The sequence below is a fragment of the Howardella ureilytica genome (assembly GCF_054657495.1).
This window is the reverse complement of the sequence record NZ_BAAHYP010000006.1, coordinates 49,097-68,627: the sequence shown is the minus strand read 5'-3', so window position 1 is coordinate 68,627 and position 19,531 is coordinate 49,097. Positions and strand designations below refer to the sequence as shown.

The following is a 19,531-nucleotide window of genomic DNA, read 5'->3' as shown; positions in this document are numbered from 1 at the left end:
TATATGAATATCTTAGTAATAAATTGCGGAAGTTCTTCCCTTAAATACCAGGTTTTCAGAATGGAGGACGAGTTTGTTCTTGCAAAAGGATTGGCTGAGCGTATCGGCATCAACGGCTCAAGATTTAAATACAAGCCGCATAACGGTGAGGAAATAGTAATTGAACAGCCTATCAAAAACCATGGTATCGCCATGGAGCTTATTATTAAGGCTCTTGTAGATAAAGACACGGGTGTATTGGAGAGCTTAAGCGATATCACTGCGGTAGGTCACAGAGTTCTCCATGGAGGAACTAAGTACAGAGACTGTGCAATCATCACTGAAGATGTTAAAGACGTAATCAGACATCACATTGAACTCGGACCTCTTCATAATCCTGCCAACCTCATAGGAATAACAAGTGCTGAGGAAAATCTTCCGGGAGTTGTTAATGTAGGTGTATTTGATACGGCATACGGCAACACACTTCCTCCGAAAGCATATTTATATGCCATTCCGAGAGAATATTATGATAAATATCATGTAAGAAGATACGGATTCCACGGGACTTCGCACAGATTTGTCGCAAGAGAAACAATGGATTTCTTAGGATTAGACAGGGATAACTCTAAGATTATCGTATGTCATCTCGGCGGCGGATCCTCTGTTTCAGCCACTCTTAACGGAGAATGTGTTGATACGTCCATGGGACTTACTCCGCTTGAAGGTCTTCCGATGGGTACAAGATCAGGCGATCTCGATCCTGCCATTCTTGAATACATATGCAGAAAAGAGAAGAAGTCAATTCAGGATGTTTTGTATGTATTAAATCATAAATCAGGTGTATTCGGCGTTTCAGGCGGACTTTCCAGTGACTTCAGAGACTTAAGAGCCGCTATGGAAAGAGGAGATAAGCTTGCTACAGAGACATTGGAGATGTTTACATACAGATTGGCTAAATATATAGGTGCATATACAGCCGCAATGAACGGTGTAGACGCGATTACGTTTACTGCAGGCATAGGTGAGAACGCCGAATGGATACGAAGCATGACATGCGAGTACCTGGGATATTTGGGTATCACCATAGATGAAGAAATTAATGCGGATACTCACGGAACACCGGCAGTCATATCCACACCGGATTCTAAGGTTAAGGTATGTGTAATCCCTACTAACGAAGAACTTGCCATTGCAAGAGAAATAAAAGCACTCCTTGGCAATGAAATATAATATATTGACATTATATATGTTTAATTATATAATATGCGATATGTGTTGTCAGAAGGAGGTGTGAAGAATGTCAATTTGTCCTAAGAATAAGTCATCTAGAGCACGTAGAGACAAGAGAAGAGCTAACTGGAAGATGACTGCTCCGACACTCGTAAGATGTAGTAGATGCGGCGCATTAATGACACCTCATAGAGTTTGTTTAACATGCGGAAGCTACAACAAGAAGCAGATCATTGAAGTTGCTGAATAATTTTTATTATGGGTTATAATCCATTAATAAAAATGGATATAGATATATCCTTGAAACGGCTCAGACCAAGCGGTCTGAGCTTTTTTATATTTTAGGACGACTGATTTAAAAGTGTTGTTAAGCAGTAAAAATGAGAATAATATAACCATATGCATTAAACATAAAACATGCTTCAAAATATGAGAAAGGAGACAGATCAATCTTTTCAAGGTTGAACAATAATATGATAAGTACATTACTTCAGAATGTGAGAAATAATAAACCTTTGGTTCACAATATTACAAATTATGTAACGGTAAATGACTGTGCAAATATTATTCTTGCATCGGGTGCATCTCCTATAATGGCGGATGATATAGATGAGGTTGAAGAAATTGTAAGTATATGCGACGGACTTAACATTAATATAGGAACATTAAACAAAAGAACAATAGAATCAATGATTGCGGCAGGGAAAAAAGCAAATGAACTGAACAAACCCATTGTTTTGGATCCCGTGGGAGCCGGAGCCTCAAAGCTAAGAACAGAAACAGCAAAAAAATTATTAAATGAGATACATTTTTCTGTTATAAGAGGAAACATTTCGGAAATTAAAACCATCGCCGGTTTAAGTGCCGATACAAATGGCGTGGATGCCGGTATTTCCGATGTTGTTACTGCTGACGATATTATTCAGTTATCGGACTTTTGCAAATCATTTGCGAAAAAGACAGGCTCCGTTATTGTCGTTACGGGTGCAATAGATATTATATGTGATGCCGAAAAGGCATACGAAGTAAGAAACGGAAGACCGGAAATGTCATCGGTAACAGGTACCGGATGCCAGTTATCGGCGCTGACGGCCGCTTTTATATCCGCAAATACGGACAAGGTGACGGAAGCCTCGCTGGCTGCCGTTTGTATGATGGGATTGGCGGGAGAAATTGCATACGAGAGAATGACTGATTTAGACGGTAATTCGTCATACAGAAATTATATTATAGATGCAATTTACAATATGAATTCCGAAAAACTTGATACAGGCTCTAAATATAAGGAAATTAAAAAATAATAATAAACATAAATCATACAAATTTATTTTTTTGTTATAAAAATTGTTAATTGTAACAATGACTTTATAAGTTAAATACTATATGATTCTAAAATATCGGCATTTATTCGAAATAATGAATAACTGTCAAATATACAGAACATAGGAGTATTATAATTTGAGAAAACATATAAAGAATAATGTAAGTTGGGTAGGCTTTATCGACTGGGAACTCGAAAAATTTCACGGTGACGATTATTCAACGATGAACGGAAGCAGTCAGAATGCATATCTTATTGAAGAAGAAAAGACGGTCCTGATAGATACCGTATGGACTCCGCACAGATCCGACTTTGTGGAGAATCTTGAATCGGAAATCGATCTTAACAGGATTGATTATATTATTGTAAATCACGGTGAATGCGATCATTCCGGTTCATTGGCATCATTAATGAAAAGGATACCGCATACGCCTATATATTGTACGGCTGCCGCGGTAAAAAGTTTAGAGGGACAATACGGTAAATCAGGTTGGAATTTTAATATTGTAAAGACGGGTGATGAGCTGGATATAGGTAACGGAAAGAAACTTCGATTTATAGAGATGAAAATGCTTCATTGGCCGGATTCCATGGCTGTTTATATGACGGGAGATAATATATTATTTTCAAATGATGCGTTTGGACAGCACTATGCAGTGGAAGAACTATTCGACGATCTTGCGGACAGTGCCGTCCTTGACGGAGAGGCTCTTAAGTATTATGCCAATATTATTGCCCCATATGCCAATGTGTTGAGAAAAAAATTGGACGAGCTTAAAAAAATGCAATTGGATATAGATATTATCGCTCCGTCTCACGGGGCCGTATGGAGACAAAATCCAATGCGTATTATTGAGAAATATGAGCAATGGGCAAATGATTATAAAGAGAATCAAATTGTTGTTGCATATGATACAATGTATGAAGGTACCGCAAAAATTGCAAGAAAAATAGTTGAAGAAATAAATGAACAGTCACCGGAAACGGTTGTTAAACTTTATAATATATCTAAGTCGGATAAAAATGATGTAATGACGGAGGTCTTTAAATCAAAATCATTGATTGTGGGATCGCCGACCATATCTAACAGTATAATATCAGGAGTTGCGGGATGGTTGGAATATTTAAAGCAGCTAAAGCTTAAGAATAAAAGAGGAGCAGCCTTCGGAAGTTACGGATGGAGCGGAGAATCGGTAAATATTATACAGGATAAATTAAGAGAAGCCGGATTTGATGTTATAGATGAAAATGTAAAATCATTATGGAATCCTACCGATGAAGACTTCAATCAGGCAAAAGTCCTTGTTTCATCCATTCTTGCTTAAAGATTGGTTCAAAACGGAGTAAATAATGGAAGAAAACAATCATATTCACAAGCGCAGAGTACGTTATTCGGGAAGATATCCAAAGAAGTTTGAAGAAAAATATAAGGAACATAATCCCGAAAAATATGCGGATACGGTAGCGAGAGTAATTGAAAAAGGCGGAACTCCGGCAGGCATGCATATTTCAATCATGGTGGATGAAATAATTGAGTTTCTTAATATAAAACCCGGGCAGACGGGCTTGGATGCTACTCTCGGATACGGAGGCCATACCTCCGAGATTTTAAAACAGTTAAACGGCATCGGGCATATTTACGCTCTTGATATAGATCCGATAGAATCAGAAAAAACAGAGAAAAGGCTTAGAGAAAAGGGTTTTGGAGAAGATGTACTTACGGTTAAGCTTACTAATTTTGCAAACATAGACACAGTTTCGGAGGAAGCAGGTAAATTTGACTTTATTTTGGCTGATTTGGGAGTTTCTTCAATGCAAATAGACGACCCGGAAAGAGGGTTTTCTTATAAAACAGATGCGCCTCTCGATTTAAGAATGAATCCGAATAAAGGCGAAAGTGCCGCAGACAGACTTCTCAATATAACAAAAGATGAATTAATCGGAATGCTTTTGGAAAATGCGGATGAGCCGTATGCGGAAGAAATTGCCGAAGAAGTATTCAGGAGAAAAAGAAACGGAACTCCCGTAAGGACAACTGCTGATTTACGGCATTCAATTGAAGATGCTTTATCTCTTTTACCTAAAGATGAACGAACGGAAAGCATAAAAAAATCCTGTCAGAGAACATTTCAGGCATTGAGGATAGATGTTAACAGTGAATTTGAAGTGTTATATGATTTTCTTGAAAAACTTCCTTTTGTTCTTAAACCAAACGGAAGAGTTGCCGTTTTAACATTTCATTCAGGAGAAGACAGACTTGTAAAAAAGGCTTTCAGGGACGGTAAAAGAAACGGCCTTTACAGTGATATTTCGGAAAATATCATAAGACCGTCCGCCGATGAATGCAGAAGAAACGGAAGAGCTAAGTCTACTAAAATGCGTTGGGCAATAAGAAGTGATTATTAATATTTAAAAAGTATCCCGCAGTCATATTTTTAAATGACAAAGGGGTGCTTTTTTATTATTCTTTTTTTGATAAATAAGTTTTACTTACTGTATTAAATACATTGTCTAATGTATAATTTAAAAATAATGTTTAATACGGAGAATTATTATGAAGATAATATCGTGGAATGTAGCAGGATTCAGAGCCTGCCATAAAAAGGGACTTGAAGAATTTTTCGACAGGGAGAATGCGGATATATATTGTTTTCAGGAAACAAAAATGACTGATGAGCAGAATCCGATGCACAAAGACGGATATAAGGAATACCTGTATCCTGCCGAAAAAAAGGGATACTCTGGAGTAATGGTATATACAAAAACAGATCCCATGAATGTAACGTTTGGAATCGGCGATGAGGAATATGACAGTGAGGGAAGGGTCATTACCCTTGAATTTGAGGATTTTTATCTTGTAAACTGTTATGTTCCGAATTCAAAACGGGGACTGGAAAGACTTGATTCAAGAATGAGATTTGAGGATCTTATGAGAAACTATCTTTTAAAACTCTCAAAAAAGAAAAATATTATTTATTGCGGAGACCTTAACGTTGCCCATGAGGAAATAGATATAAAGAATGCATCTTCCAACAGAAGGTCCGCGGGATTTACCGATGAAGAGCGAAATAAGATGACGGTTTTACTTGAATCGGGATTTATTGATACCTTCAGGTATCTTTATCCTGAAGAGGTGAAATACAGCTGGTGGAGTTATTTCGGAAAAGCAAGGGAGAATAACGTAGGGTGGAGAATAGACTACTTTATTGTTAATAAAAGCTTTGCGGATTCCGTGAAGGATTCAATAATCTATACAGATGTATTGGGATCTGATCACTGTCCGATAGGAATTGAATTAAAGTAATTTTTTATTATATTATTACCTATTATTAGCCGACGGTTTTTGTTGTTATATTTTTAGGAGCGTCTATGAGGAAAATAATTTACGCCGTATCAGATTCAGTGGGCGATACGGCATGGCAGGTTGCCAAAGCGGGAGCAAATCAGTTTGACCAGACAACAATAAAAGTTATTAGAAAGCCTTATGTGCTGTCAAGAGAACAGGTCGATGAAATATTTGAAAAAGCCTCCGATAACAGAGGAATGATAGTGCATACACTTATTAACCCTGAATTAAGACAATACGTACTGGAAAAGAAGGCAGAGTATGATATAGATGTAATAGACGTATTGGGGCCGGTAATATGGGGGGCGGAGAAGCTTACTCACGAAGATGCGGATATGAATGTCGGTCAGGCAAGAAGACTTTCAACGGATTATTTTAAAAGAATCGATGCAATGGAATTCGCCGTTAAATATGATGACGGAAAGGATCCGTCGGGATTTCCAAAGGCGGATATTGTTATCGTAGGCGTTTCACGTACAAGCAAAACGCCTCTTTCACTGTTTCTTGCTTACAACTACGGGATCAAAACGGCCAATTTACCTCTTGTTCCGGAGGTTCCGCTGCCGAGAGAAATTCTTACGGTGCCGCCGAGAAAGATTATCGGACTCATTATAGATACATATAAATTAAACGGAATAAGAAAGACCAGAATGGAAAACATGGGGATAAAGGGCGAGTCCGATTATTTTGATTTGGCAAGAATAAACAGTGAAATGGAATATGCAAGGGGCGTTATGAGGCATTTACACTGTAATATCATAGATGTATCAAATAAGTCGATTGAGGAAACCGCATCGTATATTGTACAAATTGCGGATAAAAATAAAATAATAGACGAGAAAAGCGGTTTGTGCTAATATTTGATGTACATTTACACTTCAAGTATATTGAAAGGAATCAGATTATGGATCAGAAATTAAAAGTAGGAGTACTTGGAGCTACGGGAATGGTTGGACAGAGATTTATTACTCTTCTTGAAAATCATCCATGGTTCGAAGTTACGGTTGTTGCCGCAAGCAGCAGGTCAGCCGGAAAATTATATGAAGAAGTGGTTGGTAATCGTTGGAAGTTAGATGTTCCTACTCCTGAATACGTTAAGAAGATGACGATTATGGATATGGACGCCGATATGAACGAAATAGCTTCAAAGGTAGATTTTGTTCTTTGTGCCGTTGATATGCCAAAGGAAGAGATCAAAGCCCTTGAAGAAAGATATGCAAAAACAGAAACTCCCGTAGTTTCCAACAACTCTGCCAACAGATGGACACCTGATGTTCCTATGGTAGTGCCTGAAATCAATCCTGAACATCTTGAAGTAATAGAATCACAAAAAAAACGTCTGGGTACTAAGAGAGGTTTTATATGTGTAAAACCTAATTGCTCAATTCAGGCATATACACCTGCTCTTCATGCTCTTAAAGAGTTCGGTCCGAAACTTGTTGTTGTATCAACATATCAGGCAATTTCCGGAGCAGGCAAGACATTTGAAACCTGGCCTGAAATGGTAGGAAATATTATTCCTTACATCGGCGGAGAAGAAGAAAAATCAGAGAAAGAACCTCTTCGTCTTTGGGGTGAAGTAGTGGACGGAAAGGTTATCCCTGCTACAGAGCCAGTAATTACGGCGCAGTGTGTCAGAGTTCCGGTTCTCAACGGACATACCGCATCGGTATATGTCAATTTTGAGAAGAAACCTACAAAGGAACAGATTATCGAAAAGTGGGTTAATTTCAAGGGCATTGCCCAGGAATTAGAGCTTCCAAGCGCTCCTAAGAACTTTATACAGTACAGAGAGGAAGAAGACAGACCGCAGGTTCTTTTGGACGTAAATTATGAGCACGGTATGGGCGTTTCTCTCGGAAGATTAAGAGAAGATACGGTATTTGATTACAAGTTTATAGGACTTGCTCATAATACATTAAGAGGTGCGGCAGGCGGCGCCGTTCTTATTGCGGAGTTATTGGCTGCCAAAGGATATATTACGCCTAAAAACTGATATATCGTGACATTTTACAATACGAATTAATATAAGACCACAGATCCGACACGGGATGATATTGGAACCCATTTAAGGTTTAATACCATCCCGCTTGGTATTTGTGGTTTTTATCATATTATGCATAAGATGAAGTAAAGTTATGAATTATATGGTTTATGATATATAATAAGACACTGACAGTCATTTTTTGGGAATGAGTTACCTGTTAATAATTGTTTACAGTGAAGGAATGCGAAGTATGAGTAAATCAGTTTTTATAGCCGAAAAACCCAGTGTGGCCAGAGAATTTGCAAAGGCTTTACATTCCGATTTTAAAACGGGAGACGGGTATTTGGAATCGGATAAATATGTGGTTACATGGTGCGTCGGTCATCTGGTTACAATGAGCTATCCCGAGGAATACAATCCCGTATTAAAGAAGTGGGCTTTAAATACACTTCCGTTTATACCGAAAGAATTTAAATACGAACTTATACCGGCTACCAAAAAACAATTTTCCGTAGTCTCAAACATTCTGAACAGAAAAGATGTAGATAAGATATATGTATGTACCGACTCCGGACGGGAGGGAGAGCTTATTTACAGGCTTGTAAAACAGGAAGCCAAAGTGTCCGGAAAAGAAGAAAGACGGGTTTGGATAGATTCTCAAACCGAGGAAGAAATAAAAAGGGGAATAGATGAAGCAAAACCCTTAAGCGAGTATGATAATCTTTCGGCAGCCGCATATTTGAGGCAGATAGAAGATTATTTGATGGGAATTAATTTTTCAAGACTTTTAACTCTTACATACGGAAATGATGTTTCAAAAAAACTCTCCATGGACAGATGCGTAATGGCCATAGGAAGAGTTATGACATGTGTCTTGGGAATGATTGTAAACAGAGAACGTGAAATAAGAAATTTTATTACAACTCCGTATTATAAAGTAATAACAAAATCGGAAAGTTTCAGCGCGGAGTGGAAAGTATCAGATACAAGCAGATACCTTGATTCAAGTCTGATATATAAAGATAACGGTTTTTATGATAAGGAAGAAGCGATTTCTTTTGCACGGGATTTATATAAAAAACAGAATATTGAAATCAAACGAGACAGCATTGTATTTATCCCAAAAAATAACAGAAATACATCAGAAGAAAACGACATACCTGAAAACGAACTTCCGGATTCAGACACCGACAATTTATCTGAAGCGGTGCATTCGGATGACGATATTAAAGAGAATACCGAGCTTACCGAAAACAGACTTTCAGCATTAATATCCGATCTTTCAAGAAAAAAAGAAAAAGTTTCGGCTCCGCTTCTGTATAATTTGGCGGAATTGCAAAATGAATGTTCAAAATTGTTTAAGATATCTCCGGATGAAACACTTAAAACCGTACAGGAATTATATGAAAAAAAACTGACCACATACCCGAGAACGGACGCAAGAGTTTTGTCCACTGCCATCGCAAAAGAAATTCACAAAAACATTTCCGGATTGGGAAATATAACACCTTATAAACCATTTGTTGAAAATATATTAAATAACGGACTTTATTACGGTATTTCAAAAACAAAGTATGTGGATGATAAAAAGATTACCGACCATTATGCAATTATTCCGACAGGACAGGGGCTGTCGGGGATTAATACTCTTTCGACAACCGGTAAAAAAATTTACGAAATTATATGCAGAAGGTTTTTAAGTATATTTTATCCTCCGGCGGTATATGAAAAGATATCCATAGAGTCGGAGATGTCCGTAAACGGAAAAATACAGGAATCAGGCGAAAGCAAATCGGATGAAAAAGATTATAAGGAAAAGTTTACCGCGAATTTTAAAGCCTTAAAAGAAAAGGGATATTTAGAAGTTGCAAGACCGTCATTTTCAAAAGATAAATCATCTGAGAGTGAAATCTCACCTGAAGTACTTAAATTAAAAAAGGGAGATACAATTTTTATTGATTGTATCGAAATAAAAGAGAGTGAAACGGTTCCGCCGAAAAGATACAATTCGGGGTCTATTATTTTGGCAATGGAAAACGCGGGTAAATTAATAGAAAACGAAGAATTGAGAGCACAGATAAAAAACAGCGGGATAGGTACAAGTTCCACGAGAGCGGAAATACTAAAGAAACTAAATACCAATAAATACATTTCCACAAACAAAAAGACTCAGGTTCTTACGCCTACATTAATGGGAGAAGTGATTTATGACGCAACAAGTATTTCAATTCCTCAGCTTCTCAATCCGGCATTTACCGCAAGTTGGGAAAAGGGTTTAAATTATGTTTCCAACGGTGAGATTTCTTCAGAAGAATATATGCAAAAACTGTCCGGGTTTATTGATATAAGAACCAAGGCTGTTATACAATGTAACAATAAATCCATACTGATGAATAAAATAAACGAATTAAAGAAGTATTATAAAAAAATAAAGTAGACGGGGGCAAATATGTTAAAAAATATTTCAGAAGAATTATTCTCTTTAGAGCAAAGCCTTTTCGGACATTTCCTTAAGGAATGTAAGTATCCGTGGGAAATATTGCCGAGAATAGGCGAATATATTATTGAGATCGGGGAAAAGCTTCCCGGTGATAAGTACGATCAGATAGGAGATTATATTTGGGCTGCCAAAAGCGCCAAAATATATGATTCGGCATTTATAACAGGTCCGTGTATAATCGGCGAAAATACGGAGGTACGCCACTGCGCATTTATAAGAGGTAAGGCGCTTATAGGAAATGACTGTGTGGTCGGCAATTCAACCGAGTTGAAAAATGTAATACTGTTTAATAAGGTTCAGGTTCCTCATTATAACTATGTGGGGGATTCGATTTTGGGGTACGGAGCTCACATGGGAGCGGGTTCAATTACGTCAAATGTCCGTTCCGACAAAAAGTTGATTACAATTAAGTATCCGGACGGAAAAATAGAAACAGGTATGAAAAAAATAGGAGCGATTATAGGCGACGGAGTTGAAATAGGATGCGGAAGCGTACTTAATCCCGGAACTATAATCGGTAAGGATACACAGGTGTACCCTCTGTCAAGTGTGAGAGGCTTTGTGAAAAGCAATCAAATATATAAAAATCAAAATGAAATTGTAGAGAAAGATTTAAGATGAGAGCAGCATTACATAACTTGGGATGTAAAACCAATTCATACGAAACCGAGAGTATGAAAGAGGCATTAAGAAGTGCAGGCTTTGAAATAGTGGATTTTTCGAAAGATTCCCCTGCGGATGTATATATAATTAATACATGTTCCGTAACAAATATTGCAGACAGAAAGTCCCGACAAATGATTCACAGGGCAAAATCATTTAACGAGGATGCAATTATTGTCGCCGCAGGATGTTTTGTACAGGCAAATGCCGAAAAAGTATTGGAAAATGAACCCGTTGACATAGTTATAGGTTCATCGGATAAGAAAAATCTCGTGACAAGTATCCATGAACTTATTGAAATGAGAAGTACGGGTATAATAGACGGTAAAAAATCATTTGTTACGGATTTAAAAAGGAAGGTTGAGTTTGAAGAACTGACAATAGCGGACAATACCTCTCATACAAGAGCATTTATAAAAATTCAGGACGGTTGCGATAAGTACTGTACATTTTGCATTATACCTTTTCTTCGCGGTCATGTCAGAAGCAGAAAATTAGAAGATATTGTTACCGAGATTGACAATCTGTCTCAAAAAGGCATAAAAGAATTTGTTTTTACGGGAATAAATATGTCGGCATACGGTGCGGATATAAATTATGAACACGATTTGGCGGATGTAATTAACAGTGTAAATGAATTGCCTTTAGTTGAAAGAATAAGAATAAGTTCTCTTGATCCGGATATTGTTACCGTGGATTTTCTTGAAAAAATCAGGAACAGTAAGAAAGTTTGTCCGCATTTTCATCTTTCGCTTCAAAGCGGTTCAAACCCTGTTTTGAAAAATATGAAACGCGGATATACGGCGGAAGAATATTTTGAAAAATGTAATCTTCTTAGAGAGTATTATGATAATCCCGCCATAACTACGGACATAATAATGGGATTTCCGGGAGAGACGGAAGAGATGGCGCAGGAGACATATGATTATGTCAGAAAAATAGGATTTTCGGCAGTTCATGTATTTCCGTATTCAAAGAGAGACGGAACCGTTGCTGCCGATATGCCGTCACAGATTCCGTCAGATATAAAATCTAAGAGAACGGGTAAATTGACAGATATTACTAATAAATTAAAAGAAAAATATAATGACGGCTGTATCGGAAAAGCAGACAGCATTCTTATAGAAGAAATTATTGAAGCGGACGGTTTGTCATATTACACGGGATATACCACAAGGTATGTAAAATGTTTAATTCGTCGTGATGACGGCATTAATATAGGCGATACCGTAAAAGCAGTTGTAAGCGGCAGATTTAACAAAGAGTATATGCTTGCCGATGTAGTAAATGACATATAAAGCCCTGAAAATATTATATAAGGAGAATACCGTGGTTGTAATAATTGACTATGATGCCGGCAACATTAAAAGTGTTGAAAAGGCAGTTGAATATCTCGGAAGTGATGTTGTACTTTCAAATGACAAAAAAATAATAAAGTCTGCGGACAGGGTTATATTACCCGGCGTAGGTGCGTTCGGCGATGCCATGGACAACCTTAAAAAGTATGATCTTGTAGAGACAATAAAGGATTATGCAAAAAGCGGTAATCCGTTTCTGGGCATATGTCTCGGAATGCAGATACTTTTTGAGAACAGTGATGAAGATAAGGAAGCGGAGGGACTCTCCGTTATAAAGGGAAGCATAAAGAAGATTCCGACAAAGGATTCTTTTAAAATACCGCACATGGGTTGGAATAACCTGAATATTACCAAAAATAACAGTCGTATTTTAAAAGGAATTGATTCTGAATCGTATGTATACTTCGTTCATTCTTATTATGCCGATGCATGTGATAAAAACGATATATCCGCCACATGCGATTATACTACGACAATGGACGTTGTGGTTGAAAGGGATAATGTGTTTGGATGCCAATTTCATCCTGAAAAAAGCAGTAATACGGGGCTTCATATTTTAAAGAATTTTTTAGAGATAAAGTGAGAAAAGTATGTTTACAAAAAGGATAATACCTTGCCTGGACTGCAAGGACGGAAGAGTTGTAAAAGGGACGTCATTTGTTAATCTTAGAGATGCGGGAGACCCCATAGAAGTCGCAAAAAAATACGATGCGGACGGGGCGGACGAGCTTGTGTTTTTAGATATAACGGCAACATCCGACGACAGAAACACAACGGTGGATCTTGTCAGAAAAGTTGCAAAGGAAGTATTTATACCGTTTACGGTCGGAGGCGGTATCAGAACAACAGATGACTTTAAGGTACTTTTAAGAGAAGGTGCCGATAAAATATCGATTAATTCCGCTGCCATACTCAATCCATCACTCATAAGCGAAGCTGCAAAAAAATTCGGCTCACAGTGTGTGGTTGTGGCAATTGATGCAAAGAAAAGAGAAGACGGAGGCTGGAATATTTATCGTTCCGGAGGAAGAATTGATACGGGTATTGACGCCGTACAATGGGCGAAAGATGCGGAACGTCTTGGCGCCGGTGAGATTCTTCTTACAAGCATGGATGAAGACGGACAAAAAAAAGGTTACGATATTGCGCTTACAAAGGCGATATCAGACAGTGTTTCCGTTCCGGTTATTGCATCAGGCGGAGCGGGATGCATGGAAGACTTTCTTAATGCATTTACGAAAGCCGGAGCGGATGCGGCCCTTGCAGCGTCCTTATTTCATTATAATGAAATAAGTATCAAAGAGTTAAAAGAATATTTAAGAGATAACGGAATATCGGTGAGATTATAAGTTAGAGAAGGCTAAATATGTCAGATGAATTAAAAACATGGGGAGCAGCTCTGAAAGAAGAGTTTGAAAAACCTTATTTCAGGGAACTTTATAATTTTGTTATATCGGAATATGAAAAAGACATACCGATATATCCGCCTAAAAAAGATATTTTAAACGCTTTAAGGACAACCCCGCTTGATAAAGTAAAGGTTGTTATTCTGGGACAGGATCCTTATCACAATGAGGGACAGGCTCACGGGCTGTCTTTTTCAGTCAATAAAGGAGTTGCCGTTCCGCCGTCTCTTGTAAATATTTATCATGAATTACAGGAAGATGTAGGTTGTTACATACCAAATAACGGTGATTTGACTAAATGGGCAAAACAAGGTGTTCTGCTGCTCAATACGGTTCTAACGGTCAGAGCGCACGAGCCGTTCTCCCATAAAGGAATAGGGTGGGAGAGATTTACCGATTCGATTATTAAAATATTGGATGAATCGGACAGACCTATATGCTTTATGCTTTGGGGATCGCCTGCAAAAAAGAAAATGTCGATGCTTACAAATAAGAATCATTTGGTACTGACGGCTTCTCATCCGAGTCCCATGTCTTCATACAGGGGATTTTTTGGATGCAAGCATTTTTCAAAGGCAAATGAATATCTTATCAGTCACGGAGAGGAACCCATTGATTGGCAGATTGAAAATATATAACGGTTACAATTTCACACATGGATTTCCCGGAAGGGAATATGAAGGGGGGAATAATGAATATTACGGTTTATTGCGGATCTAATTTCGGACACAATCCAATATATCGTGAAGCGGCGGAAAAGTTCGGTGAATGGATAGGTGAAAATGGACACTCATTGGTATACGGTGCATCCGGTAACGGCCTTATGGGAGCCATATCCGACAATGTATTAAAACATAACGGTAAAGTATACGGAGTTTTTGCCGAAGTTTTATATAAAAGAGAGGGATGCAGAGAGGATTTAACGGAAACTTTTATTGTTCCCTCCATAAGAGAGAGAAAGAAAAAGATGATAGAGCTCGGTGAAGTATTTATCGCATTTCCGGGAGGTCCGGGGACTATCGAAGAAATTTCGGAGGTCATTTCTCTTGCAAGGATTAATGTCGTAAAAGAAAAGTGTATCATTTTTAACCTTAACGGGTTCTATGATCCTTTAAAGATTCTTGCACAAAAGATGATTGAAGAGGGATTTGTAAAAAGAGAAGAGGTTTTAAACGTTAAATTCATCGATACTTTTGAAGAATTAACATCATATATTGAAGCTATTGAATGACGATAATGCTGAATATGTATCATGTAAATGCATGTGATGTCGGCCGAGTGCAAAAAAGACTGTATCTGTATTTTGATATACAAAGTTTTAGGGAATCCTTTCGTATATCACTTAATTACAGATACAGTCTTTTTAAATATATTTACTATTCAATTCATAAATTAATTTTAAATCACTTTTTTTGATTCGTTGGAATTAGTACATACATCTTGATTATTTTTCAATGCTCTTTTTGCGGATGTGAGCATAAGTTTTATTCTGTTAATCTGATTTACACGGGATGCACCCGGATCAAAATCGATGGCGGTAATGTTGGCATTCGGATAAGCCTCCTTTAAGCCCTTTATTACGCCTTTTCCGACTATATGATTAGGGAGGCAGCCGAAAGGCTGACAGCATACAATATTAGGAACGCCGCTTTTTATCAGTTCAACCATTTCACCTGTAAGCAGCCAGCCTTCACCTGTCTGATTGCCGAGAGAAACAAAAGGTGTGGCAAGGGCGGCAACTTCATCTATAGGCATCGGCGGTTCAAAGTGTTTGCTTTCTGCCAGTGCTTTAACCGCGGTTTTATTAAAGAAATCAATAAACTTTTTGGCGAGAGTATTAAAGAATGCAAACAACTTGGATGCTCCGAGGTTATCCTTTTTAAATATTGCGTTTTTGCAAATATAGTACAGGAATCCGATAAGTCCGGGAACTACGGCCTCCGCACCTTCCGATTCGAGCAAATCCACCATTTCCATATTGGCCGAAGGCAGGTATTTAACGAGAATTTCTCCCACAACGCCTACTCTCGGTTTTACTTCATCGGTAATTGGGATATTATCGAAGTCATTAACCATTTCTTTTATGGTTTTCTTAAGGTCTTTGAGTTTAAGCTTCTTTTGACTTAACTGTTCGCTGCATATTTTAACCCATTTTTCATGCATGGCATTAACGCTTCCGGGCACCTGTTCATATGGTCTCATACGATAGACCATGTTCATAAAGAGATCGCCGTAAATAATTGCCGCAAAAACTTTTATTCCCATGTTAATGTCATAAATCATTCCGCTGTTATGTTCAAAAACCTGGGCACTCACGGAAATCAAAGGTATATGTTCAAAACCGGCCTCGGCAATGGCTCTTCTGATAAAGCCCACATAGTTGGAAGCTCTGCATCCGCCTCCGGTTTGAGTAATAAGAAGAGCGGTACGGTTTAAGTCATATTTTCCGGATTCCAAAGCGTTCATAATTTGTCCGACAACCATCATTGAAGGATAACAGGCGTCATTATTTACGTATTTTACTCAGGTATCCACGGCGGATTTGCCGTCGTTGTCCAAAACAACAAAATTGTATCCGGATGACCGCATGGCAGGTTCAACCAGATCGAAGTGTATCGGAGACATGGACGGACAGAGAATGGTATATTTTTCTCTCATTTCGTCGGTGAATTCAACTCTTCTCATATGTGAAGGCCTGTGTTTTCTTTTTTCGTTTTTCTCTTTTCGACTTCTGATTGCCGCAAGGAGAGAACGTATACGTATTCTGGCTGCTCCGAGGTTATTAATTTCATCAATCTTGATGAGTGTATAGAGTTTATCGGAATTTTTAAGAATGTCATTGACTCCGTCGCTTGTTACGGCATCAAGACCGCATCCGAATGATGTAAGCTGTATTAAATCAAGATCGTCTCTTTCCTTTACAACGCTTGCCGCCGCATACAGTCTCGAATGATACATCCATTGATCAAGCACTATAAGCGGTCTTTCGACTTTTCCGAGATGAGCTATGGAATCTTCCGTAAGTACGGCAACTCCCAGAGAATTAATAAGTTCAGGAATGCCGTGATTAATCTCGGGATCCGTATGGTACGGTCTGCCGGAAACAACGATTCCGTGTTCGCCGGTCTTTTCGAGAAGCTCCAGAACTTCCTCTCCCTTTTTTTCGATATCTTCTCTTGATTTCATTTGCTCATTCCATGCTTTATCAATGGCATTGTTTACAAGAGATTTAGGAATGTCCGGGAATATTTCATTTAATCTCTTCTTTAATATGGATGTATTCTCAAATGAAAGATACGGAGACATAAAGTTAACATTTTCGGTTTTAATACTTTCCATATTGTTCATTATGTTTTCCGCATATGAAGTGACAATAGGGCAGTTGAAATGATTGTTTGAATCTTTTTGTTCCTTGTGTTCATACGGAATACATGGATAAAAAATATTTTTTACTCCGTTTTTAATAAGCCACTCAATATGACCGTGAACCAGTTTTGCAGGGTAACATACGGATTCTGACGGAATTGATTCCATGCCGGAAAGATATATACTTTTTGATGACGGAGGTGAAAGTACTACTCTGTATCCCAGTTCCGTAAAGAAAGTGAACCAGAACGGATAATTTTCATACATGTTGAGAGCTCTCGGAAGTCCGATTGTGCCTCTCGGTGCTTCATTTTCATTTAAAGGAGTATAGTAATCAAAAAGTCTTTTTAATTTATATTCGAACAGATTAGGCAAATCTTTTTTTCTGTCTTTATTAATGTTTTTAACGGGTCTTTCGCATCTGTTTCCCGTAATAAATTTATGTCCGTCTGAAAATTTATTAACGGTAAGATGGCAATTATTTTCACATAATCCGCATCGGGCCGAAGAAGCGGTATAAGTAAGGTTTTTTAATTCATCGGCGGTTAGTATTTCGGCATTCTTACCCTTATATCTCTCTTTGGCGATAAGAGCGGCTCCGAAAGCTCCCATAATTCCGGCAATATCAGGTCTTATAACATCTTTTTCAACTATTTTTTCAAAGCTTCTGAGTACGGCGTTATTATAAAAAGTTCCGCCCTGGACGACTATATTATTGCCGAGTTTTGAAGGATCGGACAATTTAATAACTTTATATATGGCATTTTTAATTACGGAGTATGCAAGTCCGGCTGATATGTCACCTACGCTTGCTCCTTCCTTTTGTGCCTGTTTAACATTGGAATTCATAAATACGGTACATCTTGATCCGAGATCTACCGGATTATCGGCAAGCAACGCCTCTTTTGCAAAATCCGATACGGAATACTCCAATGAATTGGCAAATGTCTCAATAAATGAACCGCATCCGGATGAGCATGCTTCATTAAGCATAACCGAATCTACGGTATTGTCTTTAATTTTTATACATTTCATATCCTGACCGCCGATATCGATTATGCAGTCAACTTTCGGGTCAAAAAAAGCTGCGGCAGTATAATGTGCGATTGTTTCAACCTCACCGTCCGGCAGGTTTAATGCTGATTTAATAAGTTCTTCTCCGTATCCTGTTGAACAGCCGTAAGCAATCTCAACATCTTCCGGGAGCTTTTCATATAATTCCGTAAGTCCTTTAATTACCGTATCAATTAAAGCGCCGTTATTACTGCCGTAGAAAGAATATAACAGAGAACCGTCGTCGGCAATAAGAGAGATTTTGGTGGTGGTAGAGCCGGCGTCGATTCCAAGGAAGGCTTTTCCGGAGTATGTTCCAAGCTCCATTTTACGAATAGAATCTTTGGAGTGCCTGTCAAGGAATTCATTGTATTCATTTTCATTATTAAATAAGGGTTCGAGTCGTTGAACTTCTACAGACAGGTTAACGCCTTTTCTGAGCATATTGATAAGTTTATCGACTTCGTACATATTGTCTGCTTCATTCATGGCATGTACGGCAGAACCGAGAGCTGCAAAAAGATGAGAATTGTCAGGAATAATCACTTCCTCATCCGTAAGTTTTAATGTTCTGATAAAAGTATTTCGTAACTCGGACAGAAAATGAAGGGGACCGCCTAAAAATGCAACATGACCTCGTATTGGTTTGCCGCAGGCAAGTCCGGAAATGGTTTGATTTACAACAGCTTGAAAAATAGAAGCGGACAGATCTTCTTTAGTTGCACCTTCATTAATAAGAGGCTGAATATCAGTTTTGGCAAATACGCCGCATCTGGCCGCAATAGGATAAATTGATTTATATTTTTTTGCATATTCATTAAGACCTTGCGCATCGGTTTTAAGCAGTGAGGCCATTTGATCGATAAATGAACCGGTACCTCCTGCGCATATACCGTTCATTCTCTGGTCTAATCCGCCCTTAAAATATATAATTTTTGCATCTTCTCCGCCGAGTTCAATTGCCACATCCGTCTGCGGAGCTTTAAGAGAAACGGCGTCCGCAACAACGGCAACCTCCTGAGCAAAATCAACGCCTAATTTATCCGCCAATGCAAGACCGCCTGAGCCTGTAATACATGTTTTTACATTATAATTACCCAACTTCTTCTTAGAATCTTCAAGCAAATCCGCAACGGTTTCCTGAATGTTTGCAAAATGTCGTCTGTATTCACAAAATATCTCTTCATTTTTGTCATTTAAAATGACAACTTTTACGGTTGTGGAACCGATATCGACTCCTAAAAAATATGTATTCATATATTGTAGCGGATATAATTCTGACTATATATCCCATACCCCCTGCATAAATAGTTAACACT

At 38.1% G+C, this 19,531-nt stretch carries 15 protein-coding genes and 1 pseudogene; 15 read left to right on the top strand and 1 reads right to left on the bottom strand.

The features are described from left to right. The first annotated feature begins 3 nt into the window (after nt 1-3). From ACYQ1N_RS04200 to ACYQ1N_RS04130, 15 genes are all read left to right on the top strand, one after another. Nucleotides 4-1,212 carry an acetate/propionate family kinase gene (locus ACYQ1N_RS04200; protein ID WP_459833123.1) on the top strand — a complete coding sequence of 403 codons (1,209 nt, stop codon included), beginning with the start codon at nt 4-6 and terminating at the stop codon, nt 1,210-1,212. Nucleotides 1,213-1,279: 67 nt separating this feature from the next. Beyond that, nucleotides 1,280-1,462 (top strand): 50S ribosomal protein L32, encoded by a 183-nt coding sequence (gene rpmF, locus ACYQ1N_RS04195; protein ID WP_177956772.1) that lies wholly within the window; start codon nt 1,280-1,282, stop codon nt 1,460-1,462. A gap of 223 nt (nt 1,463-1,685) precedes the next feature. Beyond that, a complete protein-coding gene (gene thiM / locus ACYQ1N_RS04190; RefSeq protein WP_459833120.1) occupies nt 1,686-2,513 on the top strand; it encodes a hydroxyethylthiazole kinase in 828 nt (275 codons plus the stop codon). Between the two features lie 157 nt (nt 2,514-2,670). Next, a complete protein-coding gene (locus ACYQ1N_RS04185; RefSeq protein ID WP_459833117.1) occupies nt 2,671-3,858 on the top strand; it encodes an oxygen-binding di-iron domain-containing protein in 1,188 nt (395 codons plus the stop codon). A gap of 25 nt (nt 3,859-3,883) precedes the next feature. Next, a complete protein-coding gene (rsmH, locus tag ACYQ1N_RS04180; protein ID WP_459833114.1) occupies nt 3,884-4,939 on the top strand; it encodes a 16S rRNA (cytosine(1402)-N(4))-methyltransferase RsmH in 1,056 nt (351 codons plus the stop codon). Between the two features lie 148 nt (nt 4,940-5,087). Continuing rightward, nucleotides 5,088-5,837 carry an exodeoxyribonuclease III gene (locus ACYQ1N_RS04175; RefSeq protein WP_459833111.1) on the top strand — a complete coding sequence of 250 codons (750 nt, stop codon included), beginning with the start codon at nt 5,088-5,090 and terminating at the stop codon, nt 5,835-5,837. Between the two features lie 65 nt (nt 5,838-5,902). Beyond that, a complete protein-coding gene (locus tag ACYQ1N_RS04170; protein ID WP_459833109.1) occupies nt 5,903-6,736 on the top strand; it encodes a pyruvate, water dikinase regulatory protein in 834 nt (277 codons plus the stop codon). Nucleotides 6,737-6,783: 47 nt separating this feature from the next. Further along, on the top strand, nt 6,784-7,875 hold the full coding sequence (asd, locus tag ACYQ1N_RS04165; protein ID WP_459833107.1) for an aspartate-semialdehyde dehydrogenase: 1,092 nt from the start codon (nt 6,784-6,786) through the stop codon (nt 7,873-7,875). 241 nt (nt 7,876-8,116) lie between these two features. Next, the gene (locus ACYQ1N_RS04160; RefSeq protein ID WP_459833104.1) at nt 8,117-10,303 is read left to right on the top strand and encodes a DNA topoisomerase; all 2,187 of its coding nucleotides are present in this window, start codon (nt 8,117-8,119) and stop codon (nt 10,301-10,303) included. Between the two features lie 12 nt (nt 10,304-10,315). Then, nucleotides 10,316-10,987, top strand: a complete 672-nt coding sequence (locus ACYQ1N_RS04155; protein ID WP_459833102.1) for an acyltransferase — start codon at nt 10,316-10,318, stop codon at nt 10,985-10,987. Continuing rightward, entirely contained in the window at nt 10,984-12,327 is a 1,344-nt protein-coding gene (gene mtaB / locus ACYQ1N_RS04150) for a tRNA (N(6)-L-threonylcarbamoyladenosine(37)-C(2))-methylthiotransferase MtaB (protein WP_459833100.1), read from the top strand. Before ACYQ1N_RS04155 ends, mtaB begins: the two co-directional genes overlap by 4 nt. Beyond that, nucleotides 12,317-12,970 carry an imidazole glycerol phosphate synthase subunit HisH gene (gene hisH / locus ACYQ1N_RS04145; protein ID WP_459833098.1) on the top strand — a complete coding sequence of 218 codons (654 nt, stop codon included), beginning with the start codon at nt 12,317-12,319 and terminating at the stop codon, nt 12,968-12,970. Before mtaB ends, hisH begins: the two co-directional genes overlap by 11 nt. Before the next feature lie 7 nt (nt 12,971-12,977). After that, on the top strand, nt 12,978-13,736 hold the full coding sequence (gene hisF / locus ACYQ1N_RS04140) for an imidazole glycerol phosphate synthase subunit HisF (RefSeq protein ID WP_459833095.1): 759 nt from the start codon (nt 12,978-12,980) through the stop codon (nt 13,734-13,736). 17 nt (nt 13,737-13,753) lie between these two features. Further along, the gene (ung, locus tag ACYQ1N_RS04135) at nt 13,754-14,431 is read left to right on the top strand and encodes a uracil-DNA glycosylase (RefSeq protein ID WP_459833093.1); all 678 of its coding nucleotides are present in this window, start codon (nt 13,754-13,756) and stop codon (nt 14,429-14,431) included. Between the two features lie 53 nt (nt 14,432-14,484). After that, nucleotides 14,485-15,024: an LOG family protein gene (locus tag ACYQ1N_RS04130; RefSeq protein ID WP_459833090.1), complete on the top strand. Its 540-nt coding sequence runs from the start codon at nt 14,485-14,487 to the stop codon at nt 15,022-15,024. A 167-nt stretch (nt 15,025-15,191) separates the two neighbouring features. Here the strand turns inward: ACYQ1N_RS04130 and ACYQ1N_RS04125 are convergent. Beyond that, nucleotides 15,192-19,469, bottom strand: a pseudogene (locus ACYQ1N_RS04125) (acyl-CoA dehydratase activase-related protein). Between the last annotated feature and the right edge of the window lie 62 nt (nt 19,470-19,531).